This window comes from Mesorhizobium carmichaelinearum (assembly GCF_900199455.1).
GTDB lineage: Bacteria > Pseudomonadota > Alphaproteobacteria > Rhizobiales > Rhizobiaceae > Mesorhizobium > Mesorhizobium carmichaelinearum.
In genome coordinates this window covers 198,161-210,463 of record NZ_FZQR01000002.1, presented here as the reverse complement: position 1 = coordinate 210,463, position 12,303 = coordinate 198,161, and the positions used below count along the sequence as shown (strand labels likewise).

The following is a 12,303-nucleotide window of genomic DNA, read 5'->3' as shown; positions in this document are numbered from 1 at the left end:
CTTGCGATCGCTATGGTTTCACATCGTCAGAGCGTACTTTGTGCGTCCAACTGGACGCACGTCGCTCTGATGCCAGCCGCCTGACCATGCGGATGACGATGCCTGCCAGGCCGGTCTTCTGGCTCGGGATCAACCCGCGTCCGGTGCCTTCCCGTCATCGACAGTGGCATTTACCGGCGCGGTCCCCCTTACAGCGTTGGGCACGCCACGGAATTCAACCGTGTTCCCGATTCTCCCGCTTACAGCGGGCACCAGGCAGTGGCGGCGACCTTACGCCGAAGTCGCCGCGGCGCCAATCCCCGCAGCGACGCCAATGGACGCAGGCGTGATTTTCCCCAGCGATCGAGCGGCAACGCATGGCCATCGCGGCGCCGGGGCACTAGATAGGGAGCATGACAACCCGTCTTTACACCCACCCGATCTTTCTCGAACACATCACCCCGCCCGGTCACCCCGAGCGGCCGGACCGCTTGCGCGCCATCGAGCGCGTGCTCGATGACGAGGCCTTCGCCGCGCTCGACCGCGTCAAGGCGCCGGAGGGCGATGAAGCGACCATCCTCTACGCGCATCCCGCCGATTTCGTCGCCCGCGTGCGCGCCGCCATTCCCGAAGAGGGCCTTGCCCGTATCGATGCTGACACCACCGCCAGCCCAAAGAGCTGGCAGGCGGTGATCACCGCGATCGGCGCCGCCAACGCTGCCGTCGACGACGTCTTTGCCGGCCGCGCCGACAATGTCTTCGTCGCCGCCCGCCCGCCCGGCCACCATGCCGAAAAGACCACGGCCATGGGCTTCTGCTTCTTCAACACGGCGGCGATCGCGGCCCGCTATGCGCAGAAGAAGCATGGCGCCGAGCGCGTCGCTGTCGTCGACTGGGATGTCCATCACGGCAACGGCACGCAGGATATCTTCTGGGACGATCCTTCGGTGCTCTATTGCTCGACGCACCAGATGCCGCTCTATCCCGGCACCGGCGCGAAGAACGAGACCGGCGCCGGCAACATCGTCAACGCGCCTCTGGCGCCACAGACCGGCGGCGAGGCGTTTCGCGATGCTTTCCTGTCGCGGGTGCTGCCGGCGCTCGACAATTTCGCGCCCGATCTGATCATCATTTCGGCCGGCTTCGACGCGCATCACCGTGACCCGCTGGCCGAGATCAATCTGACCGAGGACGATTTCGACTGGGCGACCGGCCAGCTGATGCAGCGCGCCGCGCGCCACAGCGGCAACCGGCTCGTCAGCCTGCTCGAGGGCGGCTACGATCTGCAGGGACTGGCATTTTCGGTCGCCGCCCATGTCGGGCGACTGATGAAAGGATGAATGATGGCTGGTGAAACCAACGAAGACGTCAAGGCGATGAGCTTCGAGCAGGCACTCGACGCTTTGGAAAAGATCGTCGATGATCTGGAGCGTGGCGACGTGCCGCTCGACCAGTCGATCAAGATCTACGAGCGCGGCGAGGCGCTGAAGGCGCATTGCGACCGGCTGCTGAAGGCCGCCGAGGACAAGGTCGAGAAAATCAGGCTGTCGCGCGACGGCAAGCCAGTCGGAACCGAGCCGCTCGACGCGGAATGAGGCGCGAGCCATTCACCGAGTTTTGGACATCATCGTGATTGAGGATAGAGTTCGTCGCCGTTGATATGGCGCCCTGGACAAGAGGAGATACGGAAGCGATGTGCAGAAACATCAAGACCCTGTTCAATTTTGATCCGCCGGCAACCAATGACGAAGTGCGCGACGCAGCCCTTCAGTTCGTCCGCAAGCTGAGCGGAACGACACGGCCGTCGAAACAGAACCAGCATGCGTTCGACCACGCCGTCGAGGCCATCGCGGCATCGGCGCGCGAGCTTCTCGATTCACTCGAAACCCATCAGCATCCGCGCAATCGCGAAGAGGTGGCGGCCAAACTGCGGGCAAAGGCGGCGATCCGCTTTGCCTGATGCTGCCAAAGCGGTCCACGGCCGCTGACAAGGAGAGCCCATGAGCTTCTTTCCCGGGAAAGACCCTGAAGCCGGCGACGCCTTCGCCAGCGATCAGATCGAGCTGATGGTCATCCCGAACGCCAAAGATATTGGCGGCTTCGAGGTCCGTCGCGCTCTGCCGACCGCCAAGCGGCGGCTGGTCGGGCCGTTCATCTTTTTTGATCGCATGGGACCGGCGATCCTGCGCGGCGGCCAGGCGATGGATGTCCGTCCGCATCCGCATATCGGCCTGTCGACGGTGACCTATCTGTTCGACGGCATGATCAGGCATCGCGACTCCCTCGGCACCGAAATGGTCATCCAGCCCGGCGACGTGAATTTGATGACCGCCGGCCGCGGCATCGTTCATTCCGAGCGCACGCCCGAGGAGTTGCGCGGCGCGCCGATGTCGATCTCCGGCCTGCAGACATGGCTGGCCTTGCCCGATGGCAAGGAGGAAGTGGCGCCGGTCTTCGAGAACACCGCTGCCTTGCGGCTGCCCGAGATCGACGCCGAAGGCGTCCGCGGCCGCATCGTCATCGGCGATTTCCAGGGACTGCGCTCCCCGGTACGGGCCGACACCGAGACGCTCTACGCCGACCTTAGGCTGGCGCCTGGCGCCAGCGTGAAAATCCCGGCCGATGCGGAGGAGCGCGCCATCTACACGCTGGAAGGCGAGGTTGCGATTTCGGGTGATGTCTTCCCGGCTGAACGGCTGCTGGTGTTCCGGCCTGGTGACGAGATCATCATATCGTCGCAGACCGGTGCGCATTTCATGCTGTTCGGCGGCGCTTCGCTCGGCTCGAAGCGTTACATCTGGTGGAATTTCGTCTCCTCGTCCAAGGAGCGCATCGAACAAGCCAAGCAGGAATGGAAGACGGGCCGCTTCGATATCGTTCCTGGAGATGAGGAAGAGTTCATCCCGCTGCCCGAAAACTAAGGAATGTCGCCCAAAAGCGGCCCGGTTTCGGGACCACGATGTGCATGAAAACAAGGACTTGAAAGCGCGGGCATAGACTGTTTCGACGCGCTGACCTTTTGGCAGCAGGCCCGCGTCACTGACACGCATTTACTTTCACAGGCCGGCGGCCTATCCCGCCGTTAAACAGAAAGCCTGAGCACCCGTGAACGCAACGCCGCATACGCCGCTTCTCGACAAGGTCCGCATTCCGGCGGATCTGCGCGCGCTTGACGAGAGCGAGCTGCCGCAACTGGCGTCCGAGCTTCGCCTCGAGCTGGTCGACGCGGTGTCCCGCACCGGCGGCCATCTTGGCGCCGGCCTTGGCGTCGTCGAACTGACGGTGGCGCTGCATTATGTCTTCAACACGCCGGATGATCGGCTGATCTGGGACGTCGGCCATCAGGCCTATCCGCACAAGATCCTGACCGGCCGGCGTGACCGCATCCGCACGCTGCGTCAGGAAGGTGGCCTGTCCGGCTTCACCCGCCGTGCCGAGAGCGAGTACGATCCCTTCGGCGCGGCCCACTCCTCGACGTCGATCTCGGCAGGCCTCGGCATGGCCGCCGCCCGCGACCTCTCCGGCGGCCGCAACAATGTCATCGCCGTCATCGGCGACGGCGCCATGTCGGCCGGCATGGCCTATGAGGCGATGAACAATGCCGGTGCGCTCGACGCCCGGCTCATCGTCATCCTCAACGACAACGACATGTCGATTGCGCCGCCGACCGGTGCCATGAGCGCCTATCTCGCGCGCCTCGCCTCGGGCAAGGCCTATGCCGGCCTGCGCGACTTCGGCAAGAAGTTGACGTCCTATCTCGGCAAGCGCGCCGATCGTGCCATCACCCGCGCGGTCGAGCATGCGCGCGGCTATGTCACCGGCGGCACACTGTTCGAAGAGCTCGGCTTCTATCACATCGGCCCGATCGACGGACACAATCTCGAACATCTGATCCCGGTGCTCAAAAACGTCCGCGACAATGGCGAAGGCCCGGTGCTGATCCATGTCGTCACCCAGAAGGGCAAGGGCTACGCGCCGGCGGAAGCCGCCGCCGACAAATATCACGGCGTCAACAAGTTCGACGTCATCACCGGCGCACAGGCCAAGGCGCCGGCCAACGCACCGGCCTACACCAAGGTGTTCGCCGAAAGCCTGATCCAGGAGGCCCGTGAGGACGACCGCATCGTCGCCGTCACCGCCGCCATGCCGAGCGGCACGGGGCTGGACCTGTTCGGCGAAGTCTTCCCGTCAAGGACCTTCGATGTCGGCATCGCCGAACAGCATGCGGTGACCTTCGCCGCCGGTCTTGCGACGGAAGGCTACAAGCCGTTCGCGGCAATCTATTCGACCTTCCTGCAGCGCGCCTACGACCAGGTCGTCCATGACGTTGCGATCCAGAAACTGCCGGTGCGCTTTCCCATCGATCGTGCCGGCTTCGTCGGCGCCGACGGCGCCACCCATTGCGGCGCGTTCGACATCACCTTCCTGGCGAGCCTGCCGGGCTTTGTCGTGATGGCGGCTGCCGACGAGGCGGAACTGCGCCACATGGTGCGCACCGCGGCAGCCTATGATGGCGGCCCGATCGCCTTCCGCTATCCGCGCGGCAATGGCGTCGGCGTCGACATGCCGGAGCGTGGCTCGGTTCTCGAAATCGGCAAAGGCCGCGTCGTGCGGGAAGGCACAAAGGTGGCGCTGCTGTCCTTCGGCACGCGCTTGCAGGATTGCCTGATCGCCGCCGAGGAACTCGGCGCGGCCGGGCTTTCCACCACCGTTGCCGATGCCCGTTTCGCCAAACCGCTCGACCAGGATCTGATCCGGCGGCTGGCCCGCTCGCACGAGGTTCTGGTGACGGTGGAGGAGGGCGCCATTGGCGGCTTCGCCAGCCATGTGCTGCAGTTCCTTGCTCATGAAGGCCTGCTGGAAAGCGGCCTGAAAGTGCGCCCTCTGGTGCTGCCCGACGTCTTCACCGACCATGCCAAGCCGGAAAAAATGTACGCCGATGCCGGCCTCGATGCCGCCGGCATCGTGCGCACCGTTTTCACGGCGCTCGGGCATACGGCTCGCGCCCAGCGCGCCTGAACTAAAATCGCGCTCAGCGCTTGACTCAAAACCTCAAGCGCTTGAATCAGTTTGCCGGCTCAATTTCGTAACGCATTGTTAACACTGCCGTTTGGCGTTTTGCTTACCGTGTCCCTTGGCCGTTTTTCAACGGCGCCCTGCTAGATCAGTTGTCAGGCAGGGAGACAATTGGAATGAAGACGCTTCTGTGCGGCGTGGCCCTATCGGCCATCATAATCGCGCCGGCCGCCGCCGAGACGCGCTATGATCGCAATCTCGAAAAAGCGGCGCTGGGCATTGTCGCCGGCAAGATGGGGGACATCCGCGGCGGCTTTTCCTACAAGCAGGTGCCGCAGCTCGTGGTCGTGCCGGACCCCGCGCCTGCGCCTCCGGTTGCAGCTGAGCGTCCACGTGAGCAAGCTTCGGGGGAGCGAGACGACGGTTTGTCTCCAGCCGTCGAGCGCCAGGTGTCGCGCACTATCTTCTAGAACCACATATCACGGACGCAGCGGCCATCGCGCGGCAGGTCGTCATAGGTGTCGAGGCCGTCGAAATGGTCGATCGGCAGGTCGGCGACGGCCTCGGGCGGCGCCAGCCGCACGTTGACGGCGATGCGTGTCCGACCGGACTTTCCGGCGTGCAAGCCGCGCCAGGCGAGCACGCAGGCGCAGGTCGGGCAGAACAGGATTTCGAGCGACGGCGTATCCTTTCCGGCGCGTGTATAGCTGGTCATCGGTCCGGAAATGCGGATGCGTTCGTCGACATAGTCATAGGCCCAAAGCGTGCCGTAGCGTCGGCAAAGCGTGCAGTTGCAAGCCGTCACCGGCCCGGGATCGCCTTCCAGGGTCCAGTGGGTTGCGCCACAGTGGCAGGTTCCCGTCAGCATTCGTTCTCCCCCGCGTTGCGACGATGGAGGTTCTCCTACTACCATTTTGCCGGACCCGATGCGATGCACGCAAGCCGCTACGCGTCTCCACGCAAGCCGCTACGCGTCTCCACGCGAGCCGCTACGGGGGCTTGATGCGCTCGACGCTCTTTCCTTGTTCCGCCCCAATGTCCTTGCCTTCGCTGCCGGCTTTCGCCATGAAGGCCGATGAACTCGCCTCTGCCAGCCAGCACCCGCCAGCGGCTCGACGACCTGCTCGTCCAGCGCGGCCTGTTTGCCAGCCGCTCGCGTGCCCGCGACGCGGTCGAACGCGGCACGGTGACGGTTGACGGCACCATTGCCCGCAAGCCCGGTCAGAGCGTTTCGCCGCAATGCCTTGTTGCCATCGATGATCCGGCGCAGGGCTATGTCTCGCGCGCGGCGCTGAAGCTGATCGGCGGGCTCGACCACTTTAGCCTCGATCCGGCCGGCCGCGCGGCGCTCGACATCGGCGCCTCGACCGGCGGCTTTACCCAGGTGCTTCTGGAACGCGGCGCTGCCCACGTTACCGCGATAGATGTCGGTCATGGCCAGATGCATCCCGATGTCGGCAAGGACCCGCGCGTGACGGTCATCGAGGGGCTGAACGCCCGCGATCTCACCGCTGCGGATCTTGCCGGCCGCATTCCGGATTTCATCGTGTCCGACGTCAGCTTCATTTCGCTCAAACTGGCGCTGCCGCCGGCGCTGGCGATTGCCGAGCCTGGTGCCGCCGCGATCTTTCTGGTCAAGCCGCAATTCGAGGCGGGTCGCGAGGCGATCGGCAAGGGCGGTGTGTTGAAAGATCCCTTCGATGCCGCCCGTGTCGCCGGCCTGCTGCAGGATTGGCTGGATGCCGTTCCCGGCTGGCGCTCGCTCGGCCTGCATCTGTCGCCGATCGAAGGCGGCGACGGCAATCGTGAATTCCTGCTCGGTGGGATCAAGGATCGATGAGCGCGCGCTTCACCATCAAAAAGCTTGGCGCCCAGGGCGACGGCATCGCCGAGACCGAAAGCGGCGACCTGTTCATTCCCTTCACGCTGCCCGGCGAGACCGTCACCGCCGCGCGCGAAAGGGATCGCGCCACTTTGATGGCGGTGCTGGATACCTCGCCGCTGCGCATCGAACCCGCCTGCCGCCATTTCACCGAATGCGGCGGCTGTGCCCTCCAGCATTTCGAGGCCGAGGCCTATCGCCAGTGGAAACGCGAGAAGGTGGTGCATGCCTTGAAGGGCATCGATTGCGACATCGATGCACTGGTCGCCTGCGCGCCGCACACGCGCCGCCGTGTCGTGCTTGCAGCCCGGCGCAGCGATGCCGGCATGCTGCTCGGCTTCAATCGTCATCTGTCGCCGGAAATCATTTCCATATCCGAATGCCCGATCTCGCTGCCCGAGATCGTCGCAGCACTCGACCGGTTGAGATCGCTGGCCGATTTGATATGCGCCACCACCAAATCGTTCCGGATGGCGGTCACCGTGACCGGTTCCGGCCTCGACGTCGCGGTGCATGAGTCCGGCAAGCTCGGCGAACACCAGCGCCGCATCGCTTCGAATTTTGTCCTGGCGCAAGGCTTTGCCAGATTGTCCATCGATGACGAGATCATCATCGAGCCCAGGAAGCCGGTGGTCATGTTCGGCAGCGTTGCCGTCGCCGTGCCGCCTGGCGCCTTCCTGCAGGCGACCGAGGCCGCCGAACAGACCATGGCCGAGATTGTCGGCACACATCTGAAGCGCGCCAAGAAGGTCGCCGATCTTTTCGCCGGTTGCGGCAGCTTTGCCTTGCGGTTGGCCGCGAAGTCGGAAGTCCATGCGGTGGAAGGCGATGCGGCTGCCCTCTCGGCACTCGACCGGGGGGCACGTTTCGCCACCGGCCTGAAGCGGGTGACGGGCGAACGCCGCGACCTGTTTCGCCGGCCGCTGACGTTCAAGGAATTGAATGCCTTCGACGGCCTTGTCTTCGACCCGCCGCGGGCAGGTGCCGAGGATCAGTCGAAGCAGATCGCCCGCTCGGATGTTCCCTTCGTTGCCGCGGTGTCCTGCAACCCGGTGACGCTGGCGCGCGACCTGCGCATCCTCACCGACGGTGGCTACACCCTGAAAAGCGTGACGCCGATCGACCAGTTCCTGTGGTCGCCCCATGTCGAGGCTGTCGCGCTACTGGAAAAGCCCAAGAAGCGCCGGTAGGCGGATCTCGGTTCGACTGCCGCGCGGACAGAAAGCGATCACTTTTCCTTGAAATCGCCAGTTGGGCTATACTCGATCCCAACCTGCCGAGATCGCGCCGCAAAGCCGCCTCTTTGCGCCCATCTAGTCCAGATCGCTGGAGGAGGGGAAGGGCCTCGACAGCGTCGGCTCTTTACCCATGGTGGCCTGAAATGCGGATGCTCCAGAAATTCCTCAGTTTATTCGTCCTCTTGCTTGTCGTCGCCGCCTCGGCGACGGGCGCGCTCGCGCAACAGCAAAAACGCCTCGCTTTCGTCATCGGCAACGCTGCCTATCCGTCCGGCGCGCTGGTGACACCCGCCAACGACGCCGGACTGATCGCGCAGACCTTGCAGGCTGCCGGTTTCGATGTGGTCGGCGCCCGTGATGTAGATCAGGAGTCGCTGCGCGGCGCGCTGCGCGACTTCCTCGGCAAGGTCTCCGCCGCCGGACCCGACGCGGTCGTCTTCGTCTACCTCGCCGGCCAAGGTGTGCAGTTCGAAGGCGAGAACTACTTCCTGCCGGTCGATGCCCAGATCGCCAATCCAGCCGACGTCCCGCTCCAGGCGATGCGGCTCTCCGACGTCACCAAGTCGCTGGCTGGCCTGCCGACGAAGGTCAACATCGTCGTGCTCGACGCGGCGCGACCGAATGCATTCCCGCAAACGAACCAGCCGCTGGCCGGCGGCCTCGCACTGGTCGATCCCGACCCGAACATGCTGATCGCCTTCAACGCCGCCCCGGGCACCGTCGCGCTGGAAGGCAAGGGCCCGTACGGCGCCTATGCCCAGGCGCTGGCCGAGATGATGCGCGACGGCGGCCTGTCGCTCGACGATGTGTTCGACCGCACGCGCCTGCGCGTCAACGAAGTGACGCAAGGGGCCGAAGTGCCTTGGAACGCCTCGAAGATCAGCGCGCCCTTCGTGTTTTTCGATCGTGCCCCGGATGCGCCCGCGCCGAAGGTTTCGGAGGCCGAATCCCAGGCCAACCGGACCAGGGAAATCCGCGACTTCGATGCCCACGACGCTTATGTAGCGGCGCTCGATCGCGATACGCTGCGCGGTTATGAGGATTTCGTCGGCGCCTATCCGCACGATCCGATGGCCAAGCGCGTGCGCGCCATCATCGCAGCGCGGCGCGAGGCGATCACTTGGCGCGAAACCTGGCTACGGGACACGCCGGAAGCCTACTGGTCATATCTCCGGCGCTACCCGCATGGCCCGCATGCCTGGGATGCCCGCCGCCGGCTCGAGCATTTCGAAGCGGCCCTGGAGCCCCCGGACGATTTCACCGTCTACGCCTATGACGTGCCGCCGCCGCCGGAGGAGGAAATCGTCTACGTCGACCGTCCCGTACTCTATTTCGACGACCCCGATTTCGATTTCGATCCGCCGCCGCCCGTGACGGTGATCTTCCTGCCGCCGCGGCCGCGCGACTTCATCGAACTGCCGCCACCGCCGCCGCCAGTCGGAATCTTCCTTCTGCCGACGCCGGTCTTTGTGCCCGTGCCGGCGTGGGTCAACCCGCCGCATGACATCTTCCCACCGCCGGACAATGTCATCTTCAACAACATCCACAACACCACGATCATCAACAACACGACGATCAACGAGAACAACAGCCAGGGCGGTGGCCTCACCACGGGCCAGAAGCTGACCGCCGGCGCCGTGGGCCTGGGTGCGGCCGCACTGGCGACCAAGGTGGCGCTGCCAGCTCTTCTGCAGAAGAAAGAAGCCGTGCTGTCCAAGCAGAACCCAGGCGGCCTGCCGCTGAAGCCGGGGCAGGGTGGCCAGCAGCCCGGAGGTGCCACGCCGCTGTCGAAGACCTTGCCTGCCGACAAGCTGACAGGTCATGCCTTGCCCGGCGCCGACGGCAAGACGCTGCCGCTCGTCAATGGCAAGCCGGTGCTGAATGGACAGAACCTGCCCAACAACCCGAACCTGCCCAACAACAAGTCTAAGAAGCTGTTGAACAAGCAGGGCACGACAGGTGGAAACGCCGTGACCGGGAACCCGGTGCTGAATGGACAGAACCTGCCCAACAACCCGATCCTACCCAACAACAAGTCTAAGAAGCTCTTGAACAAGCAGGTCACGACAGGTGGAAACGCCGTGACCGGCAACCCGGTGGTGAATGGGCAAAACGGGGCCAATGGCCAGGGCAATGGGCAGGGCCAGAACGGTACCGGCAAGACTGGCAAGAAGCTCCGCAAGATCCCTGGCGCCAACGGCACGCCTGGGGCGAATGGAGCGAACAACGCATCGGCGCTGAATGGCCAGAATTCAGGCCAGAATCCGCCCAATGGCAAGTTCAAGAAGCTTCACAGTCAGGGCAGTGGCCAGACGAACGGCCAGGCCAATGGGCAAGGAAATGGGGCACAGGGCAATGGCAACGGTCCCAAATTCCACAAGCTGCCCGCCAACGGAAACGGTGGTGGCAATGTCCAGCAGAAATTCAAGGTCAACAATGGCAATCCGCAGCTGAAGGTGCTGGGTCAGCCGAAGCCGCAGAGGCCCGAGTTCCACGCCCAGCCGAAGCAGCAGATCCAGCAGGTGCACCGGCAGCCGCAGGCGCAGCCAAGGCCGCCGCAGCCGCCAGCTGTCAAGAAGCCGTCTTGCGGGCATCCCAATGAGCCTGCTTGCAAGAAATAGTACATGTCGCCCGCAGGTGGCCCGGCTTGGGTCGCGACATGCGCAAGGCTTGAAACGCATCGCCGGTCGCGTTGTGTGAGGTGAGGCGGCTGTGCCGGGCTGGCGGCAAAACATGGCCGGCCGCTGCGGCAACCCGCGATCAGATCACAACTGCGTGGTTGGCCACAGCCAAGATTGCGCGGCGCCCCGGCTCGCTGATACCCAGTCAGTGCCGGGGGACCTCAAGGGAGTAACCATAATGAGGATTGCAAGCGTTCTGACGTCTATCGCCGTGGCCGGTTTCATTGCGACGGGAGCCGCCGCGGCAGCGACGACAGCAGCCACGACGACCACTGCGCCGGCCGCCACCACGGCCGCCCCCATGAAGAAGGCGCAGGCGACCGCCATGACGCCGGAGAAAACCGCTATTTCGAAGCAATGCTCAGCCCTTGCCGATGCCAAGAAGCTGCACGGCAAAGCGCGCGCGAAATTCCGGGCCGACTGCAAGAAGAACGGCGGCAAACCCACCTGATCGACCGCCTTCGCGGCGGAGGTTCGCCGCCAGCCAGCCCCGCCGGGGAGGCTGGCGGTAGTTCCGGAAGAATGTGAAACCGGGCTTCCGTCTGAAGCCAGGTCTATTAGGCTCGGTCAAGGGCGGATGAGACGGTCGCGAGATCTTCCATCCCGAGCGCTGAAAACGCACCGACCATCTGTGGCGGCTGGACCGCTGCGGCCCTGACAGTCTCTCAGTCTACGAGTTTGGCAACATCTGTGACGGTCTTCGGCGTGCCACCCCGCTGGTTGATCGACAGCCAGATATTCGGGTTCTGCTGCGACTGGCGTTTCAGGAAGTAGTAGCCGGTCGCGTTCCAGGGCCTGATTTCGTCGACCAGATTGTCGAGGACGAGATCGCCCTTGTCGGTTTTCACCGTCAGGATGGTGTGGCCTTCATTGTCAAGATCGTGGACCACGGTCATCAGCAGCGCCTGCCGGGGGAATCCAGCCTCCTGAAGAAGCTTGCGCTTGTAGAGTGCGTAGATCTTGCAGTCGCCCTTGCCGTCAACCGGGTAATCCCAGTGGTCCGCCATCGTGCCCCAGTGCTCGAAATTGCTGACGGGCTTGATGTCGTTATTTGCCTTGAGGTTTATCCGCTTGAGGATGCGCAGGTTCTGCGCGGTCAGCTTGACGTTCGTGGCCGGCAGAACGGGCACCTTGCACTCTTTTGGTCGGCGATGGCAGAAATCGAGCCAGCCGTAAGGAACGCTGGTACGTCCTCCAACCGAGGCGAAGCGCAAGGCATCCGCGGATGGTTGCGTCTTCCTGAGCAATGTCGACTGCTTGAGTAAGGTGGATTGCGCTGAAGCCGAACCGACATCCAACGAAGTTACGCCAATCAGCGAAACACTACCAAGCAGGAACGAGGAAGTCAGGATGCCGAGGGAACGCAGCACTGGCAACACCACCGTACGAGAGCACCGATCAACGGTAATGTGGTGACGGCGCACGATCAATTAAACATTTAAGAAGGCGTTAACATGTTCGTGTTCGCGTTCTGCGAACGCGCCATGGCGCCGGCACAAGGCACCGC

General features: G+C 64.0%; 12 protein-coding genes and 1 riboswitch. Of the genes, 10 read left to right on the top strand and 2 right to left on the bottom strand.

Annotated features, from left to right (window positions below; all coding sequences use genetic code 11):
• Positions 1–91 precede the first annotated feature (91 nt).
• A riboswitch (cobalamin riboswitch) is annotated at positions 92–271 on the bottom strand.
• A gap of 121 nt (positions 272–392) precedes the next feature.
• The 6 genes from CKW40_RS04285 (at position 393) to CKW40_RS04260 (ending at position 5,465) form a co-directional block, all read left to right on the top strand.
• Positions 393–1,319, top strand: coding sequence for a histone deacetylase family protein (locus CKW40_RS04285; protein ID WP_095198691.1), 927 nt, complete (start codon positions 393–395; stop codon positions 1,317–1,319).
• Positions 1,320–1,322: 3 nt separating this feature from the next.
• Entirely contained in the window at positions 1,323–1,574 is a 252-nt protein-coding gene (locus tag CKW40_RS04280; protein ID WP_095199132.1) for an exodeoxyribonuclease VII small subunit, read from the top strand.
• 98 nt (positions 1,575–1,672) lie between these two features.
• A complete protein-coding gene (locus CKW40_RS04275) occupies positions 1,673–1,939 on the top strand; it encodes a DUF2277 domain-containing protein (protein ID WP_027035955.1) in 267 nt (88 codons plus the stop codon).
• A gap of 40 nt (positions 1,940–1,979) precedes the next feature.
• Complete coding sequence (locus tag CKW40_RS04270; RefSeq protein WP_095198690.1) at positions 1,980–2,900, top strand: pirin family protein; 921 nt, start codon at positions 1,980–1,982, stop codon at positions 2,898–2,900.
• Between the two features lie 184 nt (positions 2,901–3,084).
• The gene (dxs, locus tag CKW40_RS04265; protein ID WP_095198689.1) at positions 3,085–4,998 is read left to right on the top strand and encodes a 1-deoxy-D-xylulose-5-phosphate synthase; all 1,914 of its coding nucleotides are present in this window, start codon (positions 3,085–3,087) and stop codon (positions 4,996–4,998) included.
• 173 nt (positions 4,999–5,171) lie between these two features.
• Positions 5,172–5,465 (top strand): hypothetical protein, encoded by a 294-nt coding sequence (locus CKW40_RS04260; RefSeq protein ID WP_095198688.1) that lies wholly within the window; start codon positions 5,172–5,174, stop codon positions 5,463–5,465.
• Here the strand turns inward: CKW40_RS04260 and CKW40_RS04255 are convergent.
• The gene (locus CKW40_RS04255) at positions 5,462–5,863 is read right to left on the bottom strand and encodes a GFA family protein (protein ID WP_095198687.1); all 402 of its coding nucleotides are present in this window, start codon (positions 5,861–5,863) and stop codon (positions 5,462–5,464) included. The genes CKW40_RS04260 and CKW40_RS04255 overlap by 4 nt on opposite strands.
• A 207-nt stretch (positions 5,864–6,070) precedes the next feature.
• Here CKW40_RS04255 and CKW40_RS04250 point away from each other — a divergent pair, with 207 nt between their 5' ends.
• From CKW40_RS04250 to CKW40_RS04235, 4 genes are all read left to right on the top strand, one after another.
• On the top strand, positions 6,071–6,835 hold the full coding sequence (locus CKW40_RS04250) for a TlyA family RNA methyltransferase (RefSeq protein WP_095198686.1): 765 nt from the start codon (positions 6,071–6,073) through the stop codon (positions 6,833–6,835).
• Positions 6,832–8,067, top strand: a complete 1,236-nt coding sequence (locus tag CKW40_RS04245) for a class I SAM-dependent RNA methyltransferase (protein WP_095198685.1) — start codon at positions 6,832–6,834, stop codon at positions 8,065–8,067. The genes CKW40_RS04250 and CKW40_RS04245 overlap by 4 nt, the downstream gene beginning before the upstream one ends.
• 191 nt (positions 8,068–8,258) lie before the next feature.
• Entirely contained in the window at positions 8,259–10,736 is a 2,478-nt protein-coding gene (locus tag CKW40_RS04240; protein ID WP_095198684.1) for a caspase family protein, read from the top strand.
• A 238-nt stretch (positions 10,737–10,974) separates the two neighbouring features.
• Positions 10,975–11,247, top strand: a complete 273-nt coding sequence (locus tag CKW40_RS04235; RefSeq protein WP_095198683.1) for a hypothetical protein — start codon at positions 10,975–10,977, stop codon at positions 11,245–11,247.
• A 214-nt stretch (positions 11,248–11,461) separates the two neighbouring features.
• Here CKW40_RS04235 and CKW40_RS04230 read toward each other — a convergent pair whose 3' ends face one another.
• On the bottom strand, positions 11,462–12,166 hold the full coding sequence (locus CKW40_RS04230) for a transglutaminase-like cysteine peptidase (protein WP_439330967.1): 705 nt from the start codon (positions 12,164–12,166) through the stop codon (positions 11,462–11,464).
• Positions 12,167–12,303 lie beyond the last annotated feature (137 nt).

Coding starts and splice junctions, on each gene's coding strand:
- CKW40_RS04285 (WP_095198691.1), top strand. CDS start 393: ATGACAACCCGTCTTTACACCCACCCGATCTTTCTCGAACACATCACC.
- CKW40_RS04280 (WP_095199132.1), top strand. CDS start 1,323: ATGGCTGGTGAAACCAACGAAGACGTCAAGGCGATGAGCTTCGAGCAG.
- CKW40_RS04275 (WP_027035955.1), top strand. CDS start 1,673: ATGTGCAGAAACATCAAGACCCTGTTCAATTTTGATCCGCCGGCAACC.
- CKW40_RS04270 (WP_095198690.1), top strand. CDS start 1,980: ATGAGCTTCTTTCCCGGGAAAGACCCTGAAGCCGGCGACGCCTTCGCC.
- CKW40_RS04260 (WP_095198688.1), top strand. CDS start 5,172: ATGAAGACGCTTCTGTGCGGCGTGGCCCTATCGGCCATCATAATCGCG.
- CKW40_RS04255 (WP_095198687.1), bottom strand. CDS start 5,863: ATGCTGACGGGAACCTGCCACTGTGGCGCAACCCACTGGACCCTGGAA.
- CKW40_RS04250 (WP_095198686.1), top strand. CDS start 6,071: ATGAACTCGCCTCTGCCAGCCAGCACCCGCCAGCGGCTCGACGACCTG.
- CKW40_RS04245 (WP_095198685.1), top strand. CDS start 6,832: ATGAGCGCGCGCTTCACCATCAAAAAGCTTGGCGCCCAGGGCGACGGC.
- CKW40_RS04240 (WP_095198684.1), top strand. CDS start 8,259: ATGCGGATGCTCCAGAAATTCCTCAGTTTATTCGTCCTCTTGCTTGTC.
- CKW40_RS04235 (WP_095198683.1), top strand. CDS start 10,975: ATGAGGATTGCAAGCGTTCTGACGTCTATCGCCGTGGCCGGTTTCATT.